The following is a 26,967-nucleotide window of genomic DNA, read 5'->3' as shown; positions in this document are numbered from 1 at the left end:
AAGTGGCCGGGAGTCGGTCGAGCGTGTCAGTCGGTGCCGAGGTCGAATCCGACCTCGGCACCGCCTTCGGAGTGGTTGGTGGCGAATACCTTTCCCCCGTGTGCGGCGATGATGTCGTGCACGATGGCCAGCCCGAGGCCGGAGCCGGGGGTGGAGCGGGTGCGATCGGCCCGGTAGAAGCGGCCGAAGACCGCCTGCTGGTCGGGGGTGTCGATGCCGGGGCCGTGATCGCGAACCCATAGGCGGCTCCCGCGGATTCGGACCTCGATCGCGGTGTCGGTGGGGCTGTACTTGAGGGCGTTGTCGAGCAGGTTGTCCACGCAGCGGGCCAGCGCGCGCGGACGGGCCTCGACCGGCACCGGGTCCGCGGCGGCCACGGTGATGATGCGCCCGGTGCGGCGCCGGAAGCGCTGGGCGCAGTCCTCGGCGAGGTCGGGCAGGTCGAGAGTGGTTGTCGGCTCGGCGATGTCGTGATCGGTGGCGAGGTCGACGAGTTCGCCGATGAGGGCGTCGAGCGCCTTGGCCTCGGCCACCAGGGTGGTCAGGACCCGAGCCTCGTCCTCGGGGGCGAGTCGGCCGTTGGCGCGATGCAGCAGTTCGGCGCTGCCGCGGATCGAGGTGAGCGGGGTGCGCAGTTCGTGCCCGGCGTCCTCGACGAGGCGGTGTTGCTGGGCGCGCGAGAGCCGCAGCGCGGCCAGCATCGTATTGAAATTGCGGGTGAGCTCGCCGATCTCGTCGCGACCGGCATCGGGCAGCCGCGCGGACAGATCGCCGGTGGCGGTGATCTGCTCGGTGGTGTCGACCAGGCCGCGGATCGGCCGCAGGATCCGGCCGATCAGCAGCCAGCAGAACGCGGCGGCAGCGAGGACCGCGAGCGCCGTGATCCAGCCTGTGCGCCACAGAAATTCGTGATCGATGCGGGCGACCTCGGCTTGGTTCTGGCCGACCATGATCGCGCCGCCGGTGGGACGGGCCTTGGTGAGCACGCCGTAGTCCTTGCCGTCGATGGTGGTCTCGGTTTCGGCGATGCCGTGACCGGTGCGCGCGACGGCGCGGTCGGCGTCGGAGACCGGGAGCGGCGCCCGGCCCGGCGTCAGCGCACGCACGGAGCCGTCCGCGGCGAGCAACTGTTCGGTCATATCCGGGCGCTCGGGGACCGGCATACCGGAATCCATCAGCGCCGCAACGGTATCGGCGCGATCGGACAGCCCGCGGTCGACCTGATCGGCGACCAGCGGTGCGACACCCTGATAGGCCGTGGTGACCGCGACCAGGATGGCGGCCACCACCGCGATCACCGCCACCAGCGTGATGCGGGCGCGTAGCATCACTGCTCCCGGATGGTGTAGCCGACGTTGCGCACGGTGTGGATCAGGCGCACGGCGCCGCCCTGTTCGAGCTTGCGGCGCAGATATCCGATGTACACATCCAGCGAGCGCGATTCGGTGTCGAAGTCGAAGCCCCAGATGTGTTCGTAGATCTGGCTTCTGGTCAGCACGATCCGCTGGTTGCGCATCAGCAGTTCCAGGACGTCGAATTCGGTGCGGGTCAGATCGAGGCACACGCCGCCGCGGTGCACCTCGCGCGCCGCCGGATCCAGGGTCAGATCGGCGACGGTGAGCACCTCGACCGGATCGGGGGCGCTGCGGCGCAGCAGGGCGCGCAGGCGGGCGAGCAGTTCCTCGGTGTCGAATGGCTTGGGCAGATAGTCGTCGGCGCCGGCGTCCAGGCCCGCGACCCGGTCGCCCACCTGGTGCCGCGCGGTCAGCACCAGGATGGGCAACCGGTCGCCCCGGCGGCGCAGCGCCCGGCACAGCGACAGGCCGTCCAGGCGCGGCATCATCACATCCACCACCGCCAGATCCGGGCGCTGATGCTCGAGCAGGTCGAGCGCCTCGCGGCCGTCGATGGCCAGCTGCACCCGGTAGCCCTCGAACCGCAACAGCTGCTCCAATGTGCTTCGCACGTTCGGGTCGTCCTCGACGACGAGCACCGACGGGCCCGGATTCCTGGCTTGCATGGGGTCATTCTGGCCGGTGGTGGGTGCGGACATCGCTACGGCTGCCTCACCGCGAGACCGGCATCACGGCGATCGGCGGGATCGCCTGCACGCAGGCGGTCGAGGAGACCGCGCCGGTGCGGACGAATTCGTTCACCAGGCCCACCACACAGCCGCTGGGTTCCAGGTCCGGGACGTGGCCGGTGTTGGGCACGGAGATGAACGTCGCGCGCGGGAAGCGGGCGGCGGCCAGCTTGCCGTTCACGTCGGGCGTCACCGCATCCAGGTCACCGGAGAGCACCAGCACCGGGACGTTCGGCAGCGGCTCGCGCATCTGATCGGGGCGGGGATTGGAGGCGCTAGTCCAGTGGAGGCACACGTCGCCGTGGTCACGCTGGGCCGCAGCGAAGCCCTCGGAACTGAACGCACCCAGCCCGGGGACCTGCGCCAGCGCCTGCCGGTACTGCTGTTCGCGTTGCGGCACGGTGGCTTCCGGCGACCAGAACTGCGGGTAGTCGTTGCACGTCACGGCGATGTAGGCGCCGATCTTCTCATAGGCTTCCGGGCTGACGACCCGGGCGGTGAACTCGCGCAGCGGCCCGTCGTCGCCCGCGACCGCGGCGTGCAGCGCGGCGGGCAGCATGCCCAGCGGGGTCGGCGCGTTCGGATCGAGGCCGACATTGGAGGTGGCGTCCTCGAAGATGAGATTGGCGAGTTTGGCCTCGGTCAGCAACACCGGATGCGGGCCGTCCACGGCAATCGGCTTGTCCCGCAACCGCTGTGCGGTTGCCCGCAGATCGGCCACCGCGGTCGCCGGGTCGCAGGCACCGCTGCGCTCGCAGATCCGCTGCAGCGTCAGCGATACCGCCTCGGCGTTGGGCCGCTGCAGTTTGTCGAAGTCCGCCGGATACGCGCCGGTCAGCACGATCGACTGCACGTGATCGGGGTGGCGCTGGGCGTAGACCGGCATCAGATAGGTGCCGTAGGAGATGCCGTAGAGCACCAGCTTGTCGATCCCCAGCTTCGCGCGCACGGCGTCGAAGTCGTCGGCGGTGGCCGCGGTGGTGTAGCCCGCCGCGCGAGGACCGAGCTTCTCGCCGCAGCGCTGCACGGCTTGTCTCTGGTGCTCGCGGGTGCCGAGCTGGAATTCCCGTTCCGTCACATCGCAATCGATCGGGCTCGACACCCCGGTGCCGCGCGGATCGATGAGCAGCAGATCATGATCGTCGAGCATCGCCGACGACAGCGCCACCGCCTCGGCGGCATGCGCGATCATCGGCACCCCCGGCCCACCCGGGTTCGGCACGATCGTCCCCGCGCTCGGTGCATCGTCCCGACCCTGACGAATCCAGGCGTAACCGACCTCCACCTTGCCCAATTCGGGCCGATCGGCCACCAGCGGCCGCTCGACCACCCCACACCGCACCTCATGCCCGGCCACGGTGGGACACCAGGCCGGACCCGCCGACGGGGCGTTCGACCCGCCGCCGCACCCCGCGAGCACTCCACCGACCACGGCGACCGCCAGAGCCAGGCTTACCGACCTACGCAGACCGCGCATCCCTCGAACCTTCTTTCTCCGTTGTCTGTCGAGCGTCGATGCTGCCCAGCGAATGTCAGAGCCGCGTCGGCCGAACGGCAAAACAACGTAAGAATCGGCAGCGCCCCGGCGGCCGCCTCGTCAATACCGGAAAACCTTGGAGCGACCCGGCATTACGGCCGTCTCCTCCCCTGGATCACCACCCGCATCGTCACCGCCACCGCGCCCGACCGGTAGCCGACACCACGACGTATGCGGGATCGACCCAGCCCGCACGACCTCAGAGCCGCATATCGAACGCACATCCGGCCGGCGGCATTAGGGGGTATCGGGTCCGATTCTGCGGGGCTTGGCCATGCGCCGAATGCCGACGGCCGGGGCAGCGTCACCCGCTCGTTTGCGCCATGCGCCGAGATCGATGACACTGCCGCCATGCTCGGCGCCGCCCGGCTCCTCGTCGGGAACGTGTTGCCACGCCGGACCGAGGTCGACCGGCCATGCCCCCGTCTCACACTGCAGCTCTGATCGCAGCACGGGCCTGGTCGGCGCAGGATCGAAAACCGAGCCCCCCTCCGAGCGCCACGTTTTACGGCGACGCTCACCGGCATCCTCGGTCATACGCCGCGGGCGATGCGGCAACCGGACCAGCTTCGACGCGCCGTCACCCGCCTCGGAACGACCGGTCTCGTCCGCCCGCACACCGTCCGGCGTCCTGCGCAACCGTTCCACCGCATCGAACCTGTCTCCACCGGGCCCCGGCACGTCGCTCACGCTCGTATTCTGCCTCACGACAGCCACAGTCGGTCGCACCGTGGACGACGCCCGGCGGTCTGCAACTCCAGACGAGTGATCTCGCCGACCTCGGCGTTCCCTCGAGCAAGTGGACCCTCGAACCAAGTCATGGCCGCCAAGACGGCCCGGCTCGCACGGCTGACGGCCCGTTCCCGATCCTGCTGTTCTCACCTGGAATCAACGACGATCTGGCATTCGGCCGAATCGACGGCGATATCGCAGAGACGATCCAACACCTCGCACAGCCCGGGTCCATCGCACACCCCTGACCCCGTTGTCTATGGCTGTCTATGCGACCCGACCCCGGTCCTGGTGCCGTTGAGGTAGGCGAGGACGGCGAGTACCCGGCGGTTGGTGTCATCGGAGGCGCCGATGCCGAGCTTGCCGAAAATGCTTGCCGAGTGCTTGCCGACGGCGCTCTCGCTGACGTACAACCGTCCGGCGATGGCCGCGTTGGAGCAGCCCTCCGCCATCAGGGCGAGCACCTCCCGCTCCCGCGGGGTGAGCGCTGCCAGCGGGTCGTCCCGGCGGCGCCCACCCAGCAGCTTGGCGATGACCTCGGGGTCCATCACCGTGCCGCCCCCGGCCACGCGCCGCACCGCGTCGATGAACTGCCCGGCGTTGAGCACTCGGTCCTTCAGCAGGTAGCCGACGGCACCGCTGCCATCGGCGAGCAGCTCCCGCGCGTACAGCTGTTCGACATGCTGGGAGAGCACCAGCACCGGCAGGCCCGGCCGCTCGCGGCGCGCGGACAGCGCCGCCTGCAGGCCCTCGTCGGTGAAGGTCGGCGGGAGGCGGACGTCCACCACGGCCACGTCCAGCTCCTCTTCACGCAGCACCCGCTCCAGTTCGGGGCCGCTGGCCACTGCGGCGGCGAGGGTGAAGCCGTGCCCGGTCAGGAGGTTGACGAGTCCGTCGCGGAGGAGGAATAGGTCCTCGGCGAGGACAACGCGCATGGGATCTCCATCTTCACCAGTGTCGGACCACCCACCGGGCTGTGCACCTCGACCTTACCGTCGAAGGCCGCCAGTCGGCGGCGCACACCACTCAGCCCGCTACCGCGTTCGGCGTCGGGATCGGCGCCGCCGCGGCCGTCGTCCCGGACCGTGCAGCGCAGGACCCCGTTCCCGTCCCCGTCCCGCTTCCCTTCCCTGTCCCCGTCTTCGTAGTGCAGGGTTATCCGCACCGTGTCGGCACCGCTGTGCTTGGCCGCGTTCGCCAGCAGCTCCGAGACGGCGAAGTACAGCGCCGACTCGATCGGCGGCTCCGGGCGTCCCGGCAGCACGGCGTCAACTTCGGCCTCCATCGGGGCGTCCAGTGCCAGTGCCCGCACCGCGTCGGCCAGTCCGCGCTCGGCAAGCACCGGGGGGTGGATACCGCGGACCAGATCGCGCAGTTCGTTCAGCGCCTTGGTGGAGTCGTCCTGCATCTGCGTGAGCAGCCGCCTCGCCCGCGCCGGGTCGGCCTCCATCAGCGCGTCGAGCGCGCCGAGGTTCATCCCCAGGGCCACCAGCCGGGCTTGGGCACCGTCGTGTAGGTCACGCTCGATGCGGCGCAGCTCGGCGGCCGCGCTGTCCAGGGTGGCGGTGCGGGTTTCGGCCAGCTCGGCAACGCGCGCGACAAGGTGCCGCCGCTCGTTCTCGAACGCGACGTCCGAGGCGACGAAGGGCGCGGGGCCGAGCAGCACGGGCAGCCACCGGCCGTGCCGGAAACGCCCGGCGCGGGCGAGCAGCAGTGCCGCGATATAGAGCGCGACGCCACTGGGCAGGGCGGCCGCCGCGGAGTCGAACGGACCGGCGTGGAAGGCGCCGTGGCCGCCGCCGACGTAGTAGACGACGGCCGGAGCGGTCAGCCCGAACAGCCCGTGCCAGGCGATCGCGGCGGGCACGAGCAGCAACAGGGTGCCGACCAGTGGCTCGCAGGCGAAGAAGGCAAGGTCGCGGCGAGTGGCCGGGTCCTGGCGTGGCGGGCGCGGGAGGTAGGGGGCGGGCAGGTAGAGGTCCGGGTGGTCGCCGCCGTGCCACGTTGTGCCGTAGGAGCGGACGAACCGTGCCGCCCTGCGGGTGGCGTGCAGCGCGCGGCGGCCGGGGCCGGTGCCGGGCGCCGCGAACGCGAGGACGGCGAGAGGGACGGTGAACAGCGCGAGGGTCACGACCGTGAATCCGACGGATATCGAGTACGCCAGGTCGACGTGGTAGCAGCCCAGCCGACGCAGGACCCGGCGCACCGGTCCGGCGCTTGTCGCGGTCATGACGTAGCCCTCCTCTTCCCGTGCACGCCGTGGGTGTGCCCGACCTTTTTCAGTCTGGACCACCGGCGGCGGTTTCCGGGGTGGGCCCAGGCCCCGAACGGGGTGGGTCTGGGCACACCCCTGTCGGGCAGCCAGGTCCATTACCGCTGGCGCGGTTCGTTTCTAGCGTCGATGCCGAGGTGATTGACGATGATGATTGAGCAACAGACCCAGCTCGCCGCCGGTGCGGCACCGACCCCCGATGGCGCCGTCGCCGATTCCGCCGGGTCACCGGCCCGGGCGGCGCAGTACCGGGCGCTGGCGGCGAACCTGGGTGTGAATGTAGCGGCGCCTCTGCTGGTGTTCTACGGGCTGCGCGCGGCCGGTGTCGGGCAGTGGTGGGCGCTGCTGGCGGGTGCGATTCCACCGCTGCTCCGGGCGGTGGTGATGATGGCGCGCACTCGGCGGATCGACAGCCTGGGGGCGTTCACGCTCGTGCTGCTGGCGTTGGGCGTGGCGAGTTCGCTACTCACCGGGAGCGCGCGATTCCTGCTGGCCAAGGACGGGGCAATGACAGCAGTAGCCGGGCTGTGCATCCTGGCGACGCTGCTGATGCGGCGGCCGTTCATCGCCTCGGTGCTGATGTCCATCACGGCCAGGGAACAGCACGCGAAGCTGGCCGCGTACTGGCGCGACTCGCCGACGTTCCGGCATGTGATGCGGGTTTTGACCGTGGTCTGGGGCGTTGGCTTGATGGCCGATGCCGTGGTGCGGATTGTGCTGGCGTACACGCTTCCCGTGGACGCCGTGCCGCTGATCAGCAACCTGCAGTACGTAGCGGTGTTCCTGCTGTTGGAGGGCATCAGCCGGGTGTACGCGCGGCGCAGGAGCGTGATCGAGCGGATCACGGCGGACGCGGCGGCGCATGCGTGAGACGGACAGGAGCAAGTAAGGAAGGAATTGGGATGCGATCGGTACTGGTAACGGGTGCGGCGAGCGGCATCGGTGCCGCGGTGGCACGGCACTACGGACGGACTCCCGGCGGCCTCGGCGCCGGTGTGGTGGTGGCGGACGTCGACGAGGTGGGCGGCGAGGCCGTCGCCGCGGAGGTCGGCGGGCGCTTCGTGCGCACGGATGTGTCGTCCGAGGAGGACAACGCGGCTGCCGTGCGGGCGGCGGTCGACGAATTCGGCGGGCTGGACCTGGTGCATCTGAACGCTGGGATCGGCGACGGCGGCGGCTTCGGCGAGGAGGACTATCGGCCGGAGCGGCTGCACCAGGTGGTGGCGGTGAATCTCTACGGGGTGATGTACGGCCTGCGCGCGGCGCTGCCGGCGTTGGCCGCCGACGGCGGCGGCGCGGTGGTGGTGACGTCGAGCATGGCCGGCCTGTCGTCCGCCGACTTCGACCCGGTGTACGCGGCGACGAAGCACGCCGTGATCGGGCTGGTGCGGTCACTGGCGCCCGTGTGGGAGAAGAGGAATGTGCGGATCAACGCGGTGTGCCCCGGATTCGTTTCGACGCCGATCCTGCCGACGGAGGCGGTGGAGCACATCCGCTCGGCGGGCTTGGCGTTGGCCGATCCGGCAGAGACCGCCGCGATGGTGGCCGAGGTGGTGACGGGCGGTGACACCGGCCGCGCGTACATCGTCCAACACGGGCGGGGGCCGGAGCCGGTGGACTTCCCGAAACTGAAACTGGTCGGCGCCGACGGCGTGGGCGATGCGGTCACACGTCCCAGGTGACCGGGAGGCTCTTCACCCCGTAGATGTCCGCGGTCTCCGGGCGCAGGGCAACCTCGTCGGCCGGTACGGCCAGGCGCAGCGTGGGAAACCTATTGATCAGCGCGGGGAACGCGACGCGCATCTCGACGCGGGCGAGCTGCGCTCCCAGGCACAGGTGGGTGCCGTGGCCGAAGGCGAGATGTCCGTCGGCCCGCCTGTGGAGATCGAGCGTGTGGGGATCGTCGAAGCGCTCGGGGTCGCGATTGGCGGTGTGGTACGACGCGATGACCACCTGCCCGGCCTTGATCGTCTGGCCGGCCAGCTCGACGTCTTCCAGCGCTGTTCTCATGAACGTCTTGGCGACGCTCAGGTATCGCAGCAACTCCTCGACGGCCTGGTCGGTGAGCGCGGGATCGGCGCGCAGCGCGGCGAGCTGCTCCGGGTGGCGCAGCAGCGCGAAGGTGCCCAGCGCCAGCATGTTCGCGGTGGTGTCGAACCCGGCCGTCAGCAGAAGCAGGGCCATCCCGCGCAGTTCCTCATCGGTCAGATCGGTGTCGGTGAGGTCGCTGAGGATGTCGTCGGTGGGGTTCGCGCGCTTGGCGGCCACCAGTTCCGTGAGGTAGTCGTAGGTCGCGGTGACGGCCGCTATCTGGTCCTCGTCGCTGGTCTCCCCGTTCATGAACGACTCGACGTGCTCTTGGAAGCGGTCCCGGTCCTGGTAGGGCACTCCCAGCAGTTCACAGATCATGATGGCGGGGATGGGCTTGGCGAACGCGGTCAGCAGATCCGTTGGCGGCCCGGCTTTCTCCATGGCGTCGAGGTGGTCGGCGGTGATTTGCTCGACGCGTTCGGTGAGCAGCCACATGCGCCGTGCGGTGAACTTGCTCGCCAGCGGTTTCCGATAGCGCCCATGCTGCGGCTCGTCCATGAGAAGAAACTCACCGGGCGGTGCCGGAAGGATCTCGATGCCCGAGTAGTCGATGGTCGGGTGGAGCATGAGCTCCTTGCGTGAGCTGAATCGCTGGTCGGCCAAGACCGAGCGGACCAGGTCGTATCCGGTGATCAACCAGCCGGGCTTTCCGCCGGGGAAGGTGTAGTGGCTGATCGGGCCGTGTCGGCGGGCGTCGATCAGCTCTGCCGGCGGGTCGAACGGGCAGCCGGGCTGACGCGCCGCCGGCAGCGTCGTGACAGTGTGGAGGAGTTCACTCATGGCCATTCCCCTTGCGGTAGTACGTGTTCGGGGCAGTTCGGAAGCAGCAGTAGTCCAACTATAAGTAGACGTATACACATATGCAAGGTCGGGCCTAATCGGCGATAACCACCGGGGCGGACATCCCTATATCTGGCTCGAACGACCGGAACGGAGGTTCGGGCTACAGCTACGCGTGATCATGACGGAGTCGTGGGATGCAGCCCGCGGAAGGCCGAGCGCGCCACCGCACTTCATCTCGGCACAGACGATGTCATTGTCGTCTTCTCGGTGGGAGGGCTATCCGCGGATGAAGCGTTCAGCGAATCGTGACAACTCCTCGTGTTGTTCACTCGGATCCGAGGCCGTGGGACTGACCACCACACGGGTGACCCCTTGCGCGGCAAAGGCTTCGAGCCGCTCGTCGGTCATGTCGATTCCGCTCCAGCGGGTGTATTCGAGAGCGTCGGGATCTCGCCCGGACTCCTTTGCCGCCGAACGCGCCAGTTCCCACTGCTCCGCGCGTTCCTGAGGGACCAGCGCACCTCCCGCGAAATACCCGTCACCACGCAGGCCGGCTCGGCGTGCAGCCGCCCGACTGGAACCACCGACGTGGATGGGTAGCGACGAGGCCTGGTACGGCTTCGGAAACTGTACGAGGTTGTCGAAGGAGAAGAATTCGCCCCGGAAGCTCACGCCCTCCTCACCCCCCGCCCACAGCAGGCGCAGCACGTCGATCGTTTCGTCGGCACGTCGTCCACGTGTGCGGAAATCGACGCCTGTCGCCGCAGCCTCTTCCGGCACGGTGCCCAACCCCACCGTCAGCAACCGCATCCGGCCCTTCGACAACACGTCGATGGTCGCCAACTGCTTGGCGAGCACACCGGATGCCGATACGGCAACAGCAGCACGCCCGTGCCCAGCAGCAACCGCTCGGTGGCCGCGGCGACATAGGCGAGGGTGTCGAGCGGGTCGAGAAACGGCAGCGACGGTGGGACCTCGAAGTTGTGGAGCTTCACGCCCGGATACAGGACCAGATGCTCGGGCAGATACAGCCCCTCGAATCCGCACGCCTCCGCACGGCGCGCATAGGCGATGATGCGGTCCGGATCGGCGCCGAAATGGGCGCTGCTGTAGCCGACTGCTGGTGCGACAGCTGTCCAAGTGGAGAACCGGACTCGACATCACGAGATTCCCGGGCTGCCATGTCACCGTCGACGCCGGCATCCGGCGGCCGGGGCTCAGTTCGTCGGGCGAGGGATGTAGGCCAATCCGTGGGCGCCGGGTTCGCCGCGCTTGGCGATGTTCAGCGAGCCGAGCAGTTGCCAGGTGTGTAGATCGATGATGTCGACCGTCGATGAGGACACCGCCGCGACGTAGCCGAGTCGCCCGTCCGGTGAGGCGGTGATCGTCAGCGGGAACGCACCGGTGAGCTGCACCTCGGCGATTTGCTCACGAGTGGTCGTGGAGAAGGCGGTCAACGTGCCGGGCTGCTGGCGTCCGAGTCCCGAGGACCCGTCGGCCACCATCCGCAGTTGCCCGGCGAGCAAGGTTCCGGTGCTGGTCAGGTGCACCGGCAAGACGTTGCGTTCGGTGGGCCAGACAGCGGCGATGCTTTCGGCCTCGGTGTCGATCACTCGAATTCCGGGCTGTGGCCGGTGATCGGCCACACCGGGTTTCAGGCCGACATACGGTGCGGCGACATAGAGTTCACGGCCGTCGGCGGAAACCGCGAGGCCCTCGCTGCCGGGAACTTCCACGGTCGTGGTTGTGGTGCCGGTCTCCAGGTCGACGAAGGACACGAACGGTGCCTCCTTATTGGTGGCGTAGCCGCGCCGACCGGCGGGGTCGATGACGAACCAGTGCGGGCCTGGGGCTCCGGTATCGATGCGGCCCAAGGGCTTTCGGGTTTCGGTGTCGATGACGACGACACCGCCGGGCCGATCGTCGGATCCCTCGACGCTCACGTACATCCGGCCTCGGACGGGGTCGAGCGCCAGCCCGTGCGGACCGTGTTCGGGAGCGAGGTCGACAACGTCGACGATGCGGCGCGCGTCGGGGTCGATGACGGTCAACTGAGTGCGGCGGCCGGTGTTGGCGTGGTAGTAGCCGCCGTAATAGGCGCTGGTGCACCAGAGCAGCCGCTGGGTGGGGTCGAAGCACAGTTCGTGGGGCTCGGCGAGCACGTTGAGCACGCCGAGAGGTGCGTCGGTGGCGGCGTCGAAGAACGTGACGGTCGGGCCGCTCTGGCTGACGACGGCCAGCACATCGCCGTCACGACCGGCGCGGGCAGTGTTGTCGATCATGAAAGTTCCTTGCCTGAGTCGGAAGCTGTTTGTGCTTCGAGCCTCTACCAAGGACGTGTTGCACCACAATGCAAGGATTGATCAGTAATACTTGACGTAGTGGATAAAGATCGGGCTTCGACTGTGGACTTGAACCTGCTGCGGGTTCTCAATGTGCTGCTGCAGGAGAACAGCGTCACCGTGGCCGCCGAGCGGTTGGGGACTTCCGCGCCCGCGGTCAGCCGCACCCTGGCCAAGCTGCGCCGGCTGAGCGGCGACCCGCTGCTGGTGCGTGCCGGACAGCGCCTGGTGCCCACGCAACGCGCCCTGGAAATCCGCGACACCTTGAGTGCGCTGCTGCGGCAAGCCGATCAGCTGCTGGCCCCTGGCGCCGAGTTCGATCCGCGAGGGTTGCGGCGCACCTTCGCCGTGCAGGCGTCCGAGCTGTTCGTGACCGGTCTGGCGGTGCCGCTCCTCGCCGGGCTGCGGCGTGACGCTCCGGACACCACCGTTGTTTTCCGACCGGAGTCGCTGGAGGATACGGCCGCGTTGCGGCGCGGCGAGGTCGATCTCGAGGTGGGGGTGCTGTCACATCTGGACCCCGAGACCCTCCACCGACCCCTCCTCGAGATGCCCGTCATCGGCGTTGCCCGCGAAGGCAATCCGATCTTCGACGAACCCATCGATGCGGCCCGGTACGCGGCCTTCGGGCATATCGGGATCTCCCGACGCGGTAGGCAGCACGGACCCATCGACGAGGCGCTGGCCGAACGCGGGTTGCACCGGCGGGTAGCCGTCGTGGTTCCCAGCCACACCAGCGCGATGCTGTTGGCGCGATCCACGGATCTGATCGCCCTGACCGCCGCGGACTGGCTGACCGCCAGCTCCGCCGGCCTGGGTTTGCGGACCTTCGATATTCCGCTGGATCTTCCTCCGGTCGCCGTCGGCATGGCATGGCACCCCCGCAGCGACCACGACCCCGCCCACCGCTGGTTCCGGCACTACGTCTCCTCGATATTCGACAGCGCCGGAACGAAGCAGACGAAGCCGCTCAGGGCGGGCAATTGTCTGCCATCGACAACTTAATAGCGAAAGGTTAGCTGTCACCGCCCTAGGCTGCGACGATTGCTGAGCGGTGTAGTGGTGACGAGTGCAAGGAGGAGCAGCGGCAGACGAATACGAGGAGTGGAGATGACTACCGGCTCCGGCGCCTACGCCAGATCACCGGCCACGACATAGCCCACCCCACCGACAGCACGGTCACACACACCACCCACTGGTGGTGGGCACTGCACCACTGGCTCACGCCATCGGACACGCGATGGTAGATCCGGGACGCGTCACCGCGCTGTTTCGATCCGGGCGGCTCGTCCGGCCGTGTGCGGGTGTCGACCGTGTCGTCGGTCCGGGACAGTCGAAGTGTCGGGGTGTTCGGTGAGGATTTGTCGATATGCCGCCTCGTATCCGGCTCCTAATCGGTTGGTGCAGTACAGGTCCTCCACCCGGCGGCGACATCGGCGTGGGTCCAGTGTGTCCACGGCGCGCAGGGCGGCGGGGAGTTGGTCGGGCCGGTCGCAGATGAATCCCGTAACTCCGTCCTCGATGATTTCGGCAACCGCACCGCCGCGCAGTGCCACCACCGGTGCCGCAGGCCATGGCCTCGATCATCGCAATCTCGAACGGTTCCTCCCATTCGATCGGGAACAGCAGACAGCGGGCCTGGGACAGCAGCAGTCGCTTGGCGACGGCGTCGGCTTCCCCGAAGACGAAATCCCGGCGGGTGAGCCGGGGGCGCACATGATTGTCGAAGTAATGCCGTTCGAGCGGTTCGTTGCACTTCGCCGCGAGCACGAGCCGCAGCCCTGCCTCGTGCGCGGCATCGAGAGCGGTATGCGCGCCCTTGAAATATGCGTAACGGCCGAGAAACATTGCCCAGGACTGTTTTCGGGATTCGAACGGCCACTCGTCGGGGTCGATGGCATTGCGCACCGTCGCGGTCCAGTTGAGGTCGGGGGCCAACTCGCGCTGGCGGGCGCTGATCGCCACCAGGTGCGCGCTGTCGCCGAGAGCCCGGTAATACTCGGCGTGCTCGCCGTCGACGGATCCGTGCACGGTGGCCACCGAGGGAATTCCCAACTCCCGGTAGACAGCGAAATTGACTGGCCGTATCACGCGCACAATCGCCATCCCGGTGCTCGGCCCCTCCGGACACGTGCACGCCGTCACTGCGTGGGCCGGAGCCCCCGACGACCAGCCACCCTCTCCCCAGCTCGTCGGCGCTATCGAATGGGACTTCGCCACGACAGTCACTGTCTCACCGGCAGCACAATTCCTCGTGCGGACATCCCACAACGACTTCAGTGCCGAGAACACGCTGCCGGAATTGCTGGCGTGCTTCGACAACTGGGACAACCGCGCCGAATTTCTTGCCCTGTTCAATCTCGACCACCCGGCCAGCCACTGGATCGGTACCGCCACAAGGATTTTCGCCGACGGCACCCATCACCAGCTCTACATTGCCGCCCGTGCGTGCGGCACCGGCAACGCCCGCACCGTCCGGGCGATCGTCTGTGACATCACCGGCACTCAGACACCGGCCATCCCGGGCCTATGCTCAATCGCCGTGCGGCACATGCCGATACGGTCAGGCCGTGCCCTCGCCCTCGTCGACCTCCAGGCGGGGGTAATCCACGAATGGCTCGCCAACCACCACGACGGCATCGCGGGCTGGCGCCACCACAAACCTCTAATCCACCCCGACGACCACCTCAACATCGTCAACACCATTCTCGATCTCCTCGCCGGGAAGCGCCTGACCGCCACCACTCGAGCGGCGGATACGCTTCGACGCCGCAGACGATTGGATCCTGCTCCACGGTCGATGGACTCGAATCAGCGACGGCAAGCGGCCCCAAGCGCTCATCGATGTCACCCCTGTCCTGCCCATCCCAGCGTCGGTGACAGACACCTGCCAACGGTGTCGAAGCCTCTCCCACCGCAATTAGCCCAAGGACGGGCCTGATCTTCTTCACCGACAGCCAGCACATCCGGGCAAAACGGTATCCGCCCGGTCGACAGCGACATAGTTCGGCTCGGTACACGCCGATCCCCGTTCGGGTAATCGAGGGTCAGTGCGCCACCTTCGGCCAATTCGCGCCGCGCAGGCTTCTCACTCCATTGGCCGGTCAACTGCCAGCTCGTATCCTATGCCGCCACAGACAGCCTGCTGGGCGCTTCTCAATGGCGTTCACGTGAATCCTTCCGAACGTTGACGTCGACCCCAGCCAGACGGGCTGAATGTGAGTGGCTGCGTGACGATTCGGCGTTTTGCGCGTGCATTCGACGCTGGACCGTGCGACGATCATCTTGTAAGCATTGATGCGAGGGAGGGGAGCGGCTCATGGAACAAGCCACCGTGTACCGCTGGAATATCCAGAACGGCACCGGCGTGCTTACTCGACCGAACGGTTCGCCCGTGTGGTTTCATCTGTCCAGCGTGGCGCAGGACGATGTTCTCACCCTGCGGGAGGGCGACCTGGTCGACGTTGAGGTTGAAAACACTCCACAGGGGGGATACGAATCTCGCGCGATATCCGTGCGAAGGCACGTCACCTAACCACCATTTTCACTACTTTCGCAGCTGTTGTTGCGGCGCTGCTCGTGTCGGCACCACAGGCGGCCGCTGTGCCAGGGGTTTACGACTTCCATCCGAACGACACCCGTTATGTGTACGAGGGCAAGCATGGCACCTTCACCGGTGACGCGCTCTATGCCAGCGTCAACCCTTCGGGTGATAACCGGTTGTTCTGGTCGTTGCGACTGTCGCCGAGCGTCCAGGCCATCGTGCAAGGCCCGATGTCATGCGGAGCGAACGTGCAAGGCAAGTCCGAATACCACGACTTCCATCCGGGAATACCTGCGGACTACTGGTGGCATTCCAAAGTCACTGGCTTGGACCTGGATCGAACCTATAAGCTCATCGCGCGCTGCGACGTCACTGCAGCCAACGGGTACACCACCGCGCCGTGCAATGTCGAGTACACGGTTGAGTTCACGCTGCACTCGAGCTGACTGACCGCGCCTTGGACAGCGAGAGATTCCACGCTGTACTGCGGGTCGCTGGAGCTGTGTGACAGCATCCCCTACAAGTAGGGGATGCTGTTGTCCGGCGCCAATCGAGGTGACGCAGGTTGTGTGGCGTGAGCAGGAATGCGTCAGGTAAGTGGCAAAGCGTTAGGTCTGTCTTCTGCCGGATTGTTGACGCAAGTCAGAGTTTCGCGTGTGCGCGGAGCTGGTCGAATACTCGCTGCGCTGGGCCTCGGTCGAGGAACGCTTTGATCTGGGCGGAGCAGTCCTCGATGGTGGTTGTGTTGGTGTCGATTTCGGGGTCGGGTGCAATTCCTCGGGGAGCGTCGAGGTCGTCGGCGGTGTTGGCGAGCATGTGTATGCCTTTCATGGTGGCGCAGTGACCCGTCATGGTGTGAGCTCTGCCGCTGTGGCCGGCCAGTTCTCGAGGACGGTGTCCAAGGCATCGAGCGCTTTCGACCAGGAGAGTTCTATGTCGCGCTGGGTGTGTCGGAAAGCGCCCGTTTTCTCGAGGCTCACGTAGCCGTGAAGGGTCCCGTTCACGAATCGGACTGCATCGGTCTGATCGGGTTCGGGCAGGTCGTAGCCGCGCAGGAGAGCTCGAGTCAGTTCCGCGTTTCGCCGGGCCGGGTCGGCGGCCGGGGAGTCTGCGTCGATATCCAGCTGCCCGGCGGCATAGCGGCCCGGGTGTTTCTTCGCATAATCGCGGTAGGTGCTGGCGAAGGCGACCAGCGCATCCTTGCCCGCGCGCCCGGCCAGGGCGTCGGCGGCCTGGTCCGCAAGTTCGGTCAAGGCCAGGGCGGCCACTCGTTCCCGCAGCTCACGCACGTTCTTGACGTGGGAGTACAGGCTCGCGTCCTTCACACCGAAGCGCCGGGCCAGCGCCAGGACGGTGACGTTGTCGAATCCGATCTCATCGGCCATCTCCGCCGCCGCTTCGACTAGGGCCTTGGTGGTCACTCGCGTACGTGCCATGAAAGCTAACCTACCGCTTAGTTAACCTAATCTATTGCCTAGTGTCTCTAGGTAAATTACTGTGGTGTCTCATGAGTTCGCACCCCACCGAGTTCGGTCGGATCTTCCCGCCCGACGAGCCCTGGCTCGCCCGGCGGCCGGCGGAGGAGATCCTGCTTCCTGGACTGCCCATCGTCGATGCGCATCACCACCTCTGGGACGCGCCCGGATTCCGTTATCTCCCTGCAGAATTCGCCACCGATACCCGGGGCGGTCACTGCGTGGTGGCCACCGTCTACGCCGAATGCCATTCGGCCTATCGCACTGACGGCCCGCCCGAACTGCGCCCGGTCGGCGAAACTGAACACATCGCCGCCCTGGCCGCGTCCGGCGACGCTTCCACCCGAGTGGCCGCCGGCATCATCGGATCTGCCGACCTCGGGCTGGGCGCAGCCGTCGGTGATGTGCTCGAGCAGCACATCACCGCAGGTCAAGGCCGCTTTCGGGGTGTGCGTCTGAATGCGAGCTGGGATCCGAACCCACAGATCCGCCTCGGCCCACCCACCGCGCGACCGCATATGCTCGCCGACCCGGCCATCCGCCAGGGTGTCCACACGGTCGCTGCGTTCGACCTCGCCCTCGACCTGTGGCTGCTGTTCCCGCAGTTGGGTGATGCGGCCGAGCTCGCCGACACGGCCCCCGAGGCCAGGATGGTGCTAGACCACTGCGGGGGACCGCTCGGATTCGGCCCTTACACGAGCGACCGCGCCGAACATTTCTCACATTGGGAGAACGGAATTCGCGCGCTGGCCGAGCGTCCCAATGTCGTCTGCAAACTCGGCGGCATCATGGGCTGCGCAGCCGCGTTCGACTATCCGCGAGCACCCGTCCCGCCCAGCTCCGAAGAGCTTGCTGCCCTGTGGCATCCGTGGTTCGACGTGTGCATCGATGCCTTCGGCCCGCAGCGCTGCATGTTCGAGAGCAACTTCCCCGTGGAGAAGATGGGGACCGGATACGCAACGCTGTGGAACACCTTCAAACGACTGGCGTCCGGAGCCTCGGACTCGGAACTGTCCGCGCTGTTCTCCGAAACAGCCGGACGCACTTACCAATTGGCGCTCTGAACGAACCCTCCCGTCCCACTGAGGAATCCGCGATGACCGACTTGATCACCACCCCGATCGATGCCCAACTGGTCCATGGTGCGATCGAACTCGAACGCACCGCCAACGGCGTCCTGCCCCACCGTCTCCCCGCCCGAGCCAGGCAGCAGTTCAACGACGGCTTCCTGACCATGGTCGAGGCCCAACCCACCGGCGTGCGCCTGGCCTTCCGCACCGATGCCACCACCATCGAACTGGAGGCACTGACCACCCGCATCGCCTACACCAACGGCCCCGAGTTGCCGGAAGGCGCATACGAACTGCTGGTCGACGGCAAACTGTTCGATTCCGCAACCATTCGTGGCGGCCTGCGGCATCTCATCAATCCCGCCACCGGGGACACGACCACCGAGAGGGGCCACTCCGGCACCGCCCGCTTCATCGGCCTCCCCGAAAGGGCGAAGACCGTCGAAATCTGGCTTCCGCACACCGAAACCGCCGAACTCATCGCTCTGCGCACCGACGCGCCGATAGAACCGGCCCCGGGCCGCGACCGAACGTGGATTCATTACGGCAGTTCGATCAGCCACGGCTCCAATGCCGACCACCCAACGGGCACCTGGGCTGCCACCGCCGCCCTCGCGGGCAATGTGGACCTGATCAACCTGGGCCTGCGCGGCAACGCCCTACTGGACCAGTTCGTTGCCCGCACCATCCGCGACACCCCGGCGGACCTGATCAGCCTCGCCATCGGCATCAACCTGGTGAATACCGATGCCCTGAGAATGCGCACCTTCACCTCGGCGGTGCACGGGTTCCTGGACACCATCCGTGACGGTCACCCGCAGATGCCGCTGCTCATCGTCTCCCCGATCCTGTGTCCCATCCACGAACACACCCCTGGCCCCCTGGCTCCCGAAATGGTCAACGGCACAGTGCAATTCCGCGCTACCGGCGACGGCTCCGACCCGACCCGGCTGACCTTGACCCGGATTCGGGACGAACTATCCCGCATCGTCGCGCACCGGTCGGTGGACGACCCGAACCTGCACTACCTGAACGGACTGGACCTGCACGGCGAAACCGATTCCGCCGAACTTCCGCTGCCGGATCGTCTGCACCCCGACGCCGCCACTCACCTCCGCATAGGCGAACGCTTCGCTGCACGCGTCTTCGGTGACCAGGGACTGCTGCCCGGCTGATCCCCATGAATCGAAAGGAAAGCAAATGCGAGACATCGTTGTCGTCACCGGTACCGGCGGCATGGGACTGTCCGTCGCCCGCCGACTCGGCTCCGGCCGCCGCCTGCTACTGGCCGACTACGCCCCAGCCAACCTGGACCGCGCCACCGACCTGCTGCGCAGTGAAGGACACGACGTCCATTCCCATCATGTGGATGTCGCCGACCAGCGTTCGGTGCACGAGTTAGCCGATGCCGCAGCGGCATTGGGGACCATCCAGGCCGTTGTGCACACCGCGGGCCTGTCGCCCGCCATGGCCAACCCCGAGCGCATTCTCGCCGTCGACCTCCTCGGTACCGTACACATGCTCGACGCCTTCGAACGGCACGCGTCGCCGGGTCGTGTGCTGGTCGCGATTGCCAGCATCGCCGGACACCTGGCCGGCTTCCTGACCCCCGAGCACGAACGCCGACTGGCGACCAGCGCCGCGACCGACCTGCTGAAGCTGTCGTCGGAGGTGTTGGCAACCGTCGCCGAGATCACCCCTGAAAATGCGTACGCCCTCGCCAAACGGGGTGCTCAGCTGCGTGTACAAGCCGCCTCGGCGCCCTGGGCCGAACGCGGCGCGCGAGTGGTGTCGATCAGCCCGGGTCTGGTCTCCACCCCGATGGGACAGCTGGAGATCGCGCCCGGTGCTGACGGGACGGCAGCGGATGCGAACCAGATCCTCGCGGTCGCAACCAGGCTCGGCACACCCGACGACATCGCCGCCGCGGTGGAATGGCTCGCCAGTCCCGCAGCATCGTTCATCACCGGCACCGACCTGCGCATCGATGGCGGCGCCGTCGCTACCATCCGGTGGGCCACGGATCGGTGAGAAACCCATGAATAGTCGCTGGAACCGTCGGCGGCATTCTCCGCTAACGGTTTTCGGTGTGGGCCGCGCATCCGGGCCAACAACGCGACGGGATGGCAAGCAGTCGACATCGTCTCGCGCCGCTATCCCGGAGAAGTCGGCCGCATTCTGCACATCATCCGCATAACCAAAGCTAACGACGACGAGACAGGGCAATCGTAGGTCCCACGCAGCCGACCACAGCTATCGTCTTGCGATGGTCTATAGATCGTCAAGCCGGTGTTGACGAATCATTCACCAGTTGCGCCTTGGTAGCTGCACCGGCTTGCCGCCTCGTTCCAACGCACGCAAATGCCGATTATGTGACTGCTCGGTGACTGCCCCCTGGGCTGTGGGTTGATACTGCAACTGCACTCGCGTAGTTCGGTGCTGGTAGACCTGTCCGGTGGTGTTGGATCGTGCTGTGGCCGAGCTGGATTCGTTGATGGCGAGGATCGGGGAGCGGTTCACCCGCGCCGAGCCGCGGGGGCGGCGGCTTCCTCGTCGACGTGCCCGGTTGGGACCAACAACCACCGCGATCAACAGATTTCGATCGTACTGGTAGAGACCGAGTTCAGCGAAGCCTGCCGGTAGGACGATCACGACGTGGCGTCCTCGACGTCGGCGTATTCGATTTCCCCGAACAGCAAGGTGGTGTTCAGGAAGTCTCCGATGACCCGTTCCCGCATGCTCGTTACCTTGGTCGTCCACGACAGATTCGGCTCGACCGATTGCTGACCGAGCGCGCCCCAGTATCCGGGCTGGGGCCCATCGATTGGCCAACCGAGCTCGGCGGCGCGCTCGGACGCCGCGTCGATCGACGGAACTCCGACAATGGCCCCGACCGGTCCCTCGCCGCGCTCGGCCAACATGGCACGAAGAGCGTCCGCGGCGGGCGAGTCACCTAACGGTGCCGCGAACTCGAGCCCGGCATCCCACGAAATCATCGTAAGGTTACCGCCGGGCTCGTTGCGAAATTCTTCGAATGTGGTCTCGAACAGCTCGCTCATCTGCTTGACGTAACGCGACAGATTGTCCAGCTCGACGAGCCAGGCAAAATGATCGATGCGGTTCTTCCCCGTGGCGTGCTCGACGTCGGCGTATTCGATTTCCCCGAACATCAAGGTGGTGTTCAGGAAGGATCCGATGGCCCGTTCCCGCATGCTCGTTACCTTGGTCGTCCACGACAGATTCGGCTCGACCGATTGCCGACCGAGCGCGCCCCAGTACCCGGACTGGGGCGCATCGATCGGCCAACCGAGCGCGGCGGCGCGCTCGGACGCCGCGTCGATCGACGGAACTCTGACCACGACCGCGCACGGTCTCTCGCCGCGCTCGGCCAACATGGCACGAAGAGCGTCCGCGGCGGGCGAGTCACCCATCGGTGCCGTGAACTCGAGTCCGGCATCCCACGAAATCATCACAAGGGCACCGCCGGACTCGTTGCGAAATTCCTCGAATGTGGTCTCGAACAGCTCGCTCATCTGCTTGACGTAACCCGACAGATTGTCCAGCTCGACGAGCCAGACACAATGATCGATACGGTTCTTCGCAGACATGATTCCCTCCATGGATCCGACGTTCTATGTGCTGGCCACCCTCATAGCGTGGCCTCCGTCCGGGTGAGGATGGTGCGGAACTGGGTGGTTTGTTCGGCCATGACCTGCGGTCCTCCCCGAGTCTATTTCTGATTCGCCATCCACAGCTCGGTAACCATGATGTTGCTATATCGAGTCCAGGGGAAGGGAGAGCTTTTCCTGGTAACGCCAGTCCTACCCTCGACTTTGACCAGAAAAACAACGAGCGGCGCGACCCAGGATTCGCTGCGCTCCGGCGGTCCCATCGCGAATGTCACAATACGGTTGGTCTTGCGTCAAACTCTTGGCAGCATGTCAGGGTCCGCAACCTGGATGCCAGATTGGCGGCCCGACCACGGTTCAGTACGACGCGCGATAATGCCGCCTATCGCGTAGGTTCCTCAGGTTGCTAGAGGTTGTCCAATTGCACTGGCGGACGGGCCGTGCGGTTTCAGCGCCAGGTGCCGGGGTCGCAGTGGGGGAAGATGCGGCGGATTCCGCCGCGCGGGTCGGGGACGTCGCCGTGCCAGCGGGGAATGATGTGAATATGTAGGTGGGGAACGCTGCGTCCTGCGGCGGTGCCGTCGTTGACGCCGAGCGTGTAGCCATCGGGATGAAGCTGATGGTCGAGGTAGGTCTTCATCCGCCGGGCGAGGTGGTGCAGGTCGTGCGCTTCGTCGTCGGTGAGGTCGAAGAAGGACAGGACATGCCGGAACGGGACGATCTCGAGGTGTCCTGCGCTGGCCGGGTAGTTGTTCCATCGGCCGTACGCGGCGCCGTATTGGTCGGCCACGGTATCCCCGGTGGGGTCTTGGAGTCGGCAGAAGATGCGCGAGGGTGTCGTGGTGCTGTCGGGCCGAGCCACGCTGGTCGAAGACCTGAGTCTGATCGACTGGAACGACATCGACGAGGTGCACACCGCCTGCTCCGACGTACTCGCCATCTTGGCCACCGACCGCAGCATCGTGCGCACCCGGCTGCTGGCATTACCGAGCTGGCCGGAGCTTTTCGGGTTGAGCGAGCACTACGACATCCTCGACGAAATTGTGCTCCACGATGACATCGCAGGTGGTTTCCGGGTCCGCCTGCACATCTTCCTGCCCGGCTATTTCGACCGACCACACAACCACCGCTGGTCCTACGCCAGCCGGATCCTTCACGGCCACTACCGGCACTACCTGTTCGGCAACGCCGAGGTGGACGAATAGATCGACCCGGCCGAACTCCCCGCGCTCATGGCTAGAGAGGAACCGGTAGCTACGTCGTACGCACTGCACCACAGCATGATTCATGCCGTAGTAGCCGAGCCCCACACGGCATCACTCGTCATCCGCGGCCCGGCCGTGAAGGACCGCTTCCTGGTAATGGACCGACACACCAACGAGGCGTGGTGGCAGTACGGCAGGAAGGACGAATCAACCAAGGAAGCGAAACGGAAGCAGATGACACCGGAACGCTTCGACTGGCTGATCGGGCAAATGGACGAGTGGAAGCTGTTCTAGCAATCCAGCACAAGCGCAGATGACTTGGCCGCCGTCACGCGGACCGGCACTGCGCCGAGAACGCCATCGCGCACAGTTCTGACCGTGTCGGTAGTGGGGCACTGTGGTGTCGTGCACACCGCAGTGCCCCACTGGCCGACCCGAGCACCATACTGCGCTGCATCAACGACCCCGCTCGCAGGCCATACAACAGCCCACCGGAAAAAGCGGCGCCAGCGCAATGGGTATGGCGCACCTCCACCTCGAAAGCAGGCACGAAGACTTCCTCGGACCGAACCTCCTTCGACAACGCCGATCCACCCAAGTTGACCAGCAGCGGCACCCCCGAGACCCGCGCCGCCCTGATGGCCCGCACCGACGCCTCCTCGACGAGCTGGTACTCATCGACGTAGACATAGCTGGCTCGTGCAATCGGCGATAGATCTACTTCGGTCAGCGAATCCAGCACGCCTCGCAGATGAGCGAACCACGTCCGGGTGTGATGATCATCGGCCACCACAGTGATCCACGGCGTGGACGCAGCACTCTTCACCGGTGCCGCCATAACGATGTGGTGGTCCTGGAGCCAACGCTCGATGTCCCGACCGAGGTCGTCAGCACCAAGGGGATTGGCGATCAGGAGGGCGGGCACGTTGAGAGCGGCGAGAACTGCCGCAACCATCGGGGCATCGGCGGCAATGGACAGTTCGGCATCGGTCACAGCGGCACCATGGTTGGCGGCGGGGAAATCCCCCACGCGCCAGAGGCGGGCTGTCGCCAAATAGCTGAAACAAACGATCGGTTGAGCGGGTGCCGCCACGATGCACTACCAGCCGTAGACCGAGAAAGGGTGACCGTCACCCATAGCTTGCAGCGCGCTGCGGCAGCAGTCGATCATGTGCTCAGGCAGTCGGTCGAGCGTAAACCATTGCAGCGCAGCACATTTCTCGGGCTCCTGGTTGACAGGCTCGCCCACCCAATCCGTGACGACGGAGAAGAAGGCCACGCGCCCGCCAGCGGAAAGCGGCCCAGGATCGCGGAAACCTGCTCTCGGAAGTGCCGCGCCGTATGATGCTGTACCGTGAGTTACCTTGTGTAATAGGCGGTTTCGTTGCTGTTGTAGAGCGCGCCGTCGATGCGGCGGCTGGTGTAGGCGTCGACCGGCGGTAGGTTCGAGGGGGTGAACCATTCGACCGCGAGGGATTCATCGTCGTGGACCTGCGCTTGTCCGCTGATGGGGTGGCATCGGAATACGACGTCGAGGTATTGGCACAGGTCGCCTGAGGGGTAGGTGATCTGCGGTGAGACGTCGACCATCACGAGTTTGTCCGGCTCGACGACGATTCCGGCTTCTTCGTAGCATTCCCGGACTACACCGTGGGCGGGTTGTTCGCCAGGGTCGAGAATGCCTCCGATCAATGACCATTTCCCATCGTCGGTGCGGCGGTTCAGCAGCAGGCGGCCCTCGTCATCGATCACGACTGCGGTGGCAGCGGGCAGCCACAGCAACCGGGTCCCGACCATGCTCCGGAGCTCGGCCAGGAAATCGGGAATAGCCACTCGCGGATCATAGTCGGCCCGTGCACCGGTCCACACACACCGTCCGGCCCGGCCTCCTGCTGCCCCGACGGTGTCGGCTGCACCGATCGTGCGCGCCGTTCACAAGTTGTGGTGGACTGGCAGATTGTCTCGATGAGACCGTAGACCGCAGCAAGCGCCAGGCCACGGATCGTTACGGGTGAGTCCGGGCCGGTGATCTGGCCGTGCCACGGCAGCAGCATCTGGTTCCGACCAGCGGGCATGAATGGAGGACAGCGGAATCCGCGTGTCGATGTCGTTCATCGGTACGTCTTCAATGACTGAACTGGAGGGTGAGTTGCTCTCGTCCTCCGCGCTGCACCGCCCTGGCTCTGGGGTGACGGGTCGGTGGAGGTGGACAATGGGTGGGGCGAGGTTGCGCTGAGCCGTCCTGGTGCGGTCCTGCAGGTTGCTTCGGTCGGGGGGCCGGGGTTCGCGCGCCCTGACCCGTCCACCTTGCGCGGCGTGGAGCGATGATCCCGTGGCACGGCGCGCACGGCCTGCACATTGTCGTGCAGGTCGTGGCTGCCGGGGCCGGGCTCAGACAGGAATGAACCTGCCGGTGCGGACGCCACACAGAAACGCCTCCGCCACATGTCACCCCTCATACGGGGCCATCCACGCTGTCGACGGCAACGAAGATCTAGCAACGCTGCGTGTGTCATTGCGCCACATTTCCGGTTCGGCGAGTTCTACTTGCCGGTATTCGGCGTCGCAATGATGACATGCGACTCGACGATCCGAGGCTCATCGGCAGAAAGGGCGTGGACAGTGGGCAAGATTGCACTCCGGCTGACCGTCGTCTTGTTGACGATCGCGTCTTCGGCCGCCCTCTCAGAGGTGGTGGCCGGGGCAGCGGAACCGCGGCGGAACGCAGGCGAACGGTACATGGAAATGCTGGAGGTTTCCTTCCCGAAGGTGCCGGAAGCAAGAACCCAGATCACCCCCTCCCAGTACTACTACATCGGCGAAGCGATGTGTGTGAGAGCCGATATGGAAGATGATGTTCTGGAGGACTTGGACAAGCTGCTCAAAGACGTTATTCCCACCTACAAGAAGCCCGCGAGTTCGAAGAGCCTGGAAGACCCCGTGTCCGAAGCACGTCAGCGTGTATTCGGAGACGAGGAATTCACCAATGAGGTGCGGAAGGCCATGTGCGCCGCAGTCCATGATCCCGACCTGACCACATTCCACGAGTACATCGAAACGCGCGAGGAGATGGTCGAGGAGCGCGGATACACACTCGATCCCGAGTTCAAAGACCCGGACACCATCATGGCTTTCTGGCAGGACAAAATCGACGGGTACGGCATGGCTTTGAAGCCATGGCTTCCGATCGATTTGGACAAAGCCGACTGACCGGACTCAATGCTTTGTCTCGAGTCAACCTCTTGGCAGTGAAATTATAATCGACAGAATTGCAAAATTCACGGGGAGCAAAGCGCACGTAACCGGGATGGCTACGGGAGTTATGTTGTCTCGTTCTCGGATTCGGGTGACGGGTCGAGGCGATAGAGCGATTCGGCGCTGGTGTGGGCGATCTTGTGTCGAACCCGTCGTCGGGAAGCGTCTCGAGAAACTCCGTGATGGTCGCGACGTCGAGACGGTGGAAGGGGTAGTCCCCGGAGAGCAGGATCCGGTCGATGACGGCGAAATCCAGTGCACGGCGGAGCGCCAACCCGACGCCGAGTCCACCGCGCGGTACCGGACCGAGCCGGTGACCTGGGACGGCGCCGCACACCCTATACCTTCGACATCCCGGTAGCACGCTTGCCCCGTTCCAGCCTGAACCCGCCACCTTCACCAGTATCTGGTTGTTCTACCACGCCGACGGGACCGTTACGGAGGCCGAACTCGTCAACGCTCCGGTCACCCCGCAGTGCTAACCGTTCCGCGGTCCCGATGGCACCGTGGGCATCCGGTGGGGTGAGCCAGTCGGATGCATTCGGCAGTTGTGAGCTTGATCCACCGGGCAAACATGCGCCGTCACCTCGACGACCAGTACTGGATACCCGACGACGCAATCATCGGTCTCCCCGACAGCCTCGGGCCCACCGATTGGGCCCACAACTCCGAATACGTGGGACTGACCATCGCCGTCCTGGTCACACTCATGAGGTGCGGGCGATCACGCAGAACAAACGGATCTACGAGGTCGCCGAGCAGAGAGCACCCGCCACCACCGTGATGATCCGGGCCGCCGCCGCACGCCTCGGGATCGGTCCCACGATGTGGGCTACCACCCCGTCCCGGACCTCGGGGCCACATCCGGCGACCTGCGCTGTGGGAGTCGCCACATGCATTGCCGCAAATAGTGAGCGCACTTATACTCGAGTATGCTCGGTCTTTTGGC

The 26,967-nt window shown here is 66.1% G+C and carries 27 protein-coding genes and 1 pseudogene; 12 read left to right on the top strand and 16 right to left on the bottom strand.

Going from position 1 to position 26,967, the window contains the following annotated elements; genetic code table 11:
* Positions 1-26: 26 nt before the first annotated feature.
* The 6 genes from IU452_RS21710 to IU452_RS21685 all read right to left on the bottom strand — a co-directional run bounded on the left by IU452_RS21710 (position 27) and on the right by IU452_RS21685 (position 6,582).
* Positions 27-1,328 (bottom strand): HAMP domain-containing sensor histidine kinase, encoded by a 1,302-nt coding sequence (locus IU452_RS21710; RefSeq protein ID WP_228818568.1) that lies wholly within the window; start codon positions 1,326-1,328, stop codon positions 27-29.
* Positions 1,328-2,020, bottom strand: a complete 693-nt coding sequence (locus tag IU452_RS21705) for a response regulator transcription factor (RefSeq protein ID WP_195110959.1) — start codon at positions 2,018-2,020, stop codon at positions 1,328-1,330. Before IU452_RS21705 ends, IU452_RS21710 begins: the two co-directional genes overlap by 1 nt.
* Before the next feature lie 46 nt (positions 2,021-2,066).
* Positions 2,067-3,560, bottom strand: coding sequence for an alpha/beta fold hydrolase (locus IU452_RS21700; RefSeq protein ID WP_195110958.1), 1,494 nt, complete (start codon positions 3,558-3,560; stop codon positions 2,067-2,069).
* A 297-nt stretch (positions 3,561-3,857) separates the two neighbouring features.
* Complete coding sequence (locus tag IU452_RS21695) at positions 3,858-4,310, bottom strand: hypothetical protein (RefSeq protein ID WP_195110957.1); 453 nt, start codon at positions 4,308-4,310, stop codon at positions 3,858-3,860.
* Between the two features lie 299 nt (positions 4,311-4,609).
* Positions 4,610-5,287, bottom strand: a complete 678-nt coding sequence (locus IU452_RS21690; protein WP_195110956.1) for a LuxR C-terminal-related transcriptional regulator — start codon at positions 5,285-5,287, stop codon at positions 4,610-4,612.
* A complete protein-coding gene (locus IU452_RS21685) occupies positions 5,227-6,582 on the bottom strand; it encodes a sensor histidine kinase (protein ID WP_195110955.1) in 1,356 nt (451 codons plus the stop codon). The genes IU452_RS21690 and IU452_RS21685 overlap by 61 nt, the downstream gene beginning before the upstream one ends.
* 189 nt (positions 6,583-6,771) lie before the next feature.
* Between IU452_RS21685 and IU452_RS21680 the strand changes: the two genes are divergently transcribed.
* Both IU452_RS21680 and IU452_RS21675 read left to right on the top strand, forming a co-directional pair.
* On the top strand, positions 6,772-7,494 hold the full coding sequence (locus IU452_RS21680; RefSeq protein WP_195110954.1) for a VC0807 family protein: 723 nt from the start codon (positions 6,772-6,774) through the stop codon (positions 7,492-7,494).
* A gap of 32 nt (positions 7,495-7,526) precedes the next feature.
* Positions 7,527-8,306, top strand: a complete 780-nt coding sequence (locus IU452_RS21675; protein ID WP_195110953.1) for an SDR family NAD(P)-dependent oxidoreductase — start codon at positions 7,527-7,529, stop codon at positions 8,304-8,306.
* Here IU452_RS21675 and IU452_RS21670 read toward each other — a convergent pair.
* The 3 genes and pseudogenes from IU452_RS21670 to IU452_RS21660 form a co-directional block, all read right to left on the bottom strand.
* Positions 8,290-9,495: a cytochrome P450 gene (locus IU452_RS21670; RefSeq protein ID WP_195110952.1), complete on the bottom strand. Its 1,206-nt coding sequence runs from the start codon at positions 9,493-9,495 to the stop codon at positions 8,290-8,292. The two genes, IU452_RS21675 and IU452_RS21670, sit on opposite strands and share 17 nt — an antisense overlap.
* A gap of 279 nt (positions 9,496-9,774) precedes the next feature.
* Positions 9,775-10,586: pseudogene (locus IU452_RS21665) on the bottom strand (TIGR03619 family F420-dependent LLM class oxidoreductase); the annotation flags it as partial.
* 129 nt (positions 10,587-10,715) lie between these two features.
* Complete coding sequence (locus IU452_RS21660) at positions 10,716-11,780, bottom strand: YncE family protein (protein WP_195110951.1); 1,065 nt, start codon at positions 11,778-11,780, stop codon at positions 10,716-10,718.
* A gap of 123 nt (positions 11,781-11,903) precedes the next feature.
* On the opposite strand from IU452_RS21660, the gene IU452_RS21655 reads away from it, so the two are divergent.
* On the top strand, positions 11,904-12,845 hold the full coding sequence (locus IU452_RS21655; RefSeq protein ID WP_195110950.1) for a LysR family transcriptional regulator: 942 nt from the start codon (positions 11,904-11,906) through the stop codon (positions 12,843-12,845).
* Positions 12,846-13,061: 216 nt separating this feature from the next.
* On the opposite strand, the gene IU452_RS21650 is transcribed toward IU452_RS21655, so the two are convergent.
* On the bottom strand, positions 13,062-13,880 hold the full coding sequence (locus IU452_RS21650) for a glycosyltransferase (RefSeq protein ID WP_195110949.1): 819 nt from the start codon (positions 13,878-13,880) through the stop codon (positions 13,062-13,064).
* Between the two features lie 34 nt (positions 13,881-13,914).
* Here IU452_RS21650 and IU452_RS21645 point away from each other — a divergent pair, with 34 nt between their 5' ends.
* The 3 genes from IU452_RS21645 (at position 13,915) to IU452_RS21635 (ending at position 15,830) form a co-directional block, all read left to right on the top strand.
* A complete protein-coding gene (locus tag IU452_RS21645) occupies positions 13,915-14,781 on the top strand; it encodes a GAF domain-containing protein (protein WP_195110948.1) in 867 nt (288 codons plus the stop codon).
* A 378-nt stretch (positions 14,782-15,159) separates the two neighbouring features.
* Positions 15,160-15,375, top strand: coding sequence for a cold shock domain-containing protein (locus IU452_RS21640; RefSeq protein ID WP_195110947.1), 216 nt, complete (start codon positions 15,160-15,162; stop codon positions 15,373-15,375).
* Positions 15,376-15,419: 44 nt separating this feature from the next.
* Positions 15,420-15,830, top strand: a complete 411-nt coding sequence (locus IU452_RS21635) for a hypothetical protein (RefSeq protein WP_195110946.1) — start codon at positions 15,420-15,422, stop codon at positions 15,828-15,830.
* 196 nt (positions 15,831-16,026) lie between these two features.
* On the opposite strand, the gene IU452_RS21630 is transcribed toward IU452_RS21635, so the two are convergent.
* Positions 16,027-16,200 carry a hypothetical protein gene (locus IU452_RS21630; RefSeq protein WP_195110945.1) on the bottom strand — a complete coding sequence of 58 codons (174 nt, stop codon included), beginning with the start codon at positions 16,198-16,200 and terminating at the stop codon, positions 16,027-16,029.
* 32 nt (positions 16,201-16,232) lie between these two features.
* Positions 16,233-16,820 (bottom strand): TetR/AcrR family transcriptional regulator, encoded by a 588-nt coding sequence (locus IU452_RS21625; protein WP_195110944.1) that lies wholly within the window; start codon positions 16,818-16,820, stop codon positions 16,233-16,235.
* Positions 16,821-16,891: 71 nt separating this feature from the next.
* On the opposite strand from IU452_RS21625, the gene IU452_RS21620 reads away from it, so the two are divergent.
* From IU452_RS21620 to IU452_RS21610, 3 genes are read left to right on the top strand one after another with little or no spacing between them, the layout of a single operon-like run.
* Positions 16,892-17,923, top strand: a complete 1,032-nt coding sequence (locus IU452_RS21620) for an amidohydrolase family protein (RefSeq protein ID WP_195110943.1) — start codon at positions 16,892-16,894, stop codon at positions 17,921-17,923.
* Positions 17,924-17,955: 32 nt separating this feature from the next.
* On the top strand, positions 17,956-19,104 hold the full coding sequence (locus IU452_RS21615; RefSeq protein WP_195110942.1) for an SGNH/GDSL hydrolase family protein: 1,149 nt from the start codon (positions 17,956-17,958) through the stop codon (positions 19,102-19,104).
* A gap of 25 nt (positions 19,105-19,129) precedes the next feature.
* Positions 19,130-19,960: an SDR family oxidoreductase gene (locus IU452_RS21610; RefSeq protein ID WP_195110941.1), complete on the top strand. Its 831-nt coding sequence runs from the start codon at positions 19,130-19,132 to the stop codon at positions 19,958-19,960.
* A 617-nt stretch (positions 19,961-20,577) separates the two neighbouring features.
* On the opposite strand, the gene IU452_RS21605 is transcribed toward IU452_RS21610, so the two are convergent.
* Together IU452_RS21605 and IU452_RS21600 are read right to left on the bottom strand one after the other, a co-directional pair.
* Complete coding sequence (locus tag IU452_RS21605; RefSeq protein WP_195110940.1) at positions 20,578-21,462, bottom strand: hypothetical protein; 885 nt, start codon at positions 21,460-21,462, stop codon at positions 20,578-20,580.
* A gap of 544 nt (positions 21,463-22,006) precedes the next feature.
* Positions 22,007-22,348, bottom strand: a complete 342-nt coding sequence (locus IU452_RS21600; RefSeq protein WP_324192740.1) for an HIT domain-containing protein — start codon at positions 22,346-22,348, stop codon at positions 22,007-22,009.
* A 10-nt stretch (positions 22,349-22,358) separates the two neighbouring features.
* Between IU452_RS21600 and IU452_RS38310 the strand changes: the two genes are divergently transcribed.
* Both IU452_RS38310 and IU452_RS38305 read left to right on the top strand, forming a co-directional pair.
* Complete coding sequence (locus IU452_RS38310) at positions 22,359-22,763, top strand: hypothetical protein (RefSeq protein WP_228818651.1); 405 nt, start codon at positions 22,359-22,361, stop codon at positions 22,761-22,763.
* A 156-nt stretch (positions 22,764-22,919) separates the two neighbouring features.
* Positions 22,920-23,057 carry a hypothetical protein gene (locus IU452_RS38305; RefSeq protein WP_228818509.1) on the top strand — a complete coding sequence of 46 codons (138 nt, stop codon included), beginning with the start codon at positions 22,920-22,922 and terminating at the stop codon, positions 23,055-23,057.
* A gap of 34 nt (positions 23,058-23,091) precedes the next feature.
* Here the strand turns inward: IU452_RS38305 and IU452_RS21590 are convergent, their stop codons facing one another.
* Both IU452_RS21590 and IU452_RS21585 read right to left on the bottom strand, forming a co-directional pair.
* Entirely contained in the window at positions 23,092-23,757 is a 666-nt protein-coding gene (locus IU452_RS21590; protein WP_228818508.1) for a carbohydrate kinase family protein, read from the bottom strand.
* Between the two features lie 365 nt (positions 23,758-24,122).
* A complete protein-coding gene (locus IU452_RS21585) occupies positions 24,123-24,596 on the bottom strand; it encodes an NUDIX hydrolase (RefSeq protein WP_195110937.1) in 474 nt (157 codons plus the stop codon).
* A 789-nt stretch (positions 24,597-25,385) separates the two neighbouring features.
* Here IU452_RS21585 and IU452_RS21580 point away from each other — a divergent pair.
* Positions 25,386-25,973 carry a hypothetical protein gene (locus IU452_RS21580; RefSeq protein ID WP_195110936.1) on the top strand — a complete coding sequence of 196 codons (588 nt, stop codon included), beginning with the start codon at positions 25,386-25,388 and terminating at the stop codon, positions 25,971-25,973.
* Positions 25,974-26,967 lie beyond the last annotated feature (994 nt).

This window comes from Nocardia transvalensis, from assembly GCF_015477765.1.
Classification (GTDB): Bacteria; Actinomycetota; Actinomycetes; order Mycobacteriales; family Mycobacteriaceae; genus Nocardia; species Nocardia transvalensis_A.
This window is presented reverse-complemented; position numbering and strand designations above follow the sequence as displayed.

Coding starts and splice junctions, on each gene's coding strand:
- IU452_RS21710 (WP_228818568.1), bottom strand. CDS start 1,328: ATGCTACGCGCCCGCATCACGCTGGTGGCGGTGATCGCGGTGGTGGCC.
- IU452_RS21705 (WP_195110959.1), bottom strand. CDS start 2,020: ATGCAAGCCAGGAATCCGGGCCCGTCGGTGCTCGTCGTCGAGGACGAC.
- IU452_RS21700 (WP_195110958.1), bottom strand. CDS start 3,560: ATGCGCGGTCTGCGTAGGTCGGTAAGCCTGGCTCTGGCGGTCGCCGTG.
- IU452_RS21690 (WP_195110956.1), bottom strand. CDS start 5,287: ATGCGCGTTGTCCTCGCCGAGGACCTATTCCTCCTCCGCGACGGACTC.
- IU452_RS21685 (WP_195110955.1), bottom strand. CDS start 6,582: ATGACCGCGACAAGCGCCGGACCGGTGCGCCGGGTCCTGCGTCGGCTG.
- IU452_RS21680 (WP_195110954.1), top strand. CDS start 6,772: ATGATGATTGAGCAACAGACCCAGCTCGCCGCCGGTGCGGCACCGACC.
- IU452_RS21675 (WP_195110953.1), top strand. CDS start 7,527: ATGCGATCGGTACTGGTAACGGGTGCGGCGAGCGGCATCGGTGCCGCG.
- IU452_RS21670 (WP_195110952.1), bottom strand. CDS start 9,495: ATGAGTGAACTCCTCCACACTGTCACGACGCTGCCGGCGGCGCGTCAG.
- IU452_RS21660 (WP_195110951.1), bottom strand. CDS start 11,780: ATGATCGACAACACTGCCCGCGCCGGTCGTGACGGCGATGTGCTGGCC.
- IU452_RS21640 (WP_195110947.1), top strand. CDS start 15,160: ATGGAACAAGCCACCGTGTACCGCTGGAATATCCAGAACGGCACCGGC.
- IU452_RS21630 (WP_195110945.1), bottom strand. CDS start 16,200: ATGCTCGCCAACACCGCCGACGACCTCGACGCTCCCCGAGGAATTGCA.
- IU452_RS21625 (WP_195110944.1), bottom strand. CDS start 16,820: ATGGCACGTACGCGAGTGACCACCAAGGCCCTAGTCGAAGCGGCGGCG.
- IU452_RS21620 (WP_195110943.1), top strand. CDS start 16,892: ATGAGTTCGCACCCCACCGAGTTCGGTCGGATCTTCCCGCCCGACGAG.
- IU452_RS21615 (WP_195110942.1), top strand. CDS start 17,956: ATGACCGACTTGATCACCACCCCGATCGATGCCCAACTGGTCCATGGT.
- IU452_RS21610 (WP_195110941.1), top strand. CDS start 19,130: ATGCGAGACATCGTTGTCGTCACCGGTACCGGCGGCATGGGACTGTCC.
- IU452_RS21605 (WP_195110940.1), bottom strand. CDS start 21,462: ATGAGCGAGCTGTTCGAGACCACATTCGAGGAATTTCGCAACGAGTCC.
- IU452_RS38305 (WP_228818509.1), top strand. CDS start 22,920: ATGGACCGACACACCAACGAGGCGTGGTGGCAGTACGGCAGGAAGGAC.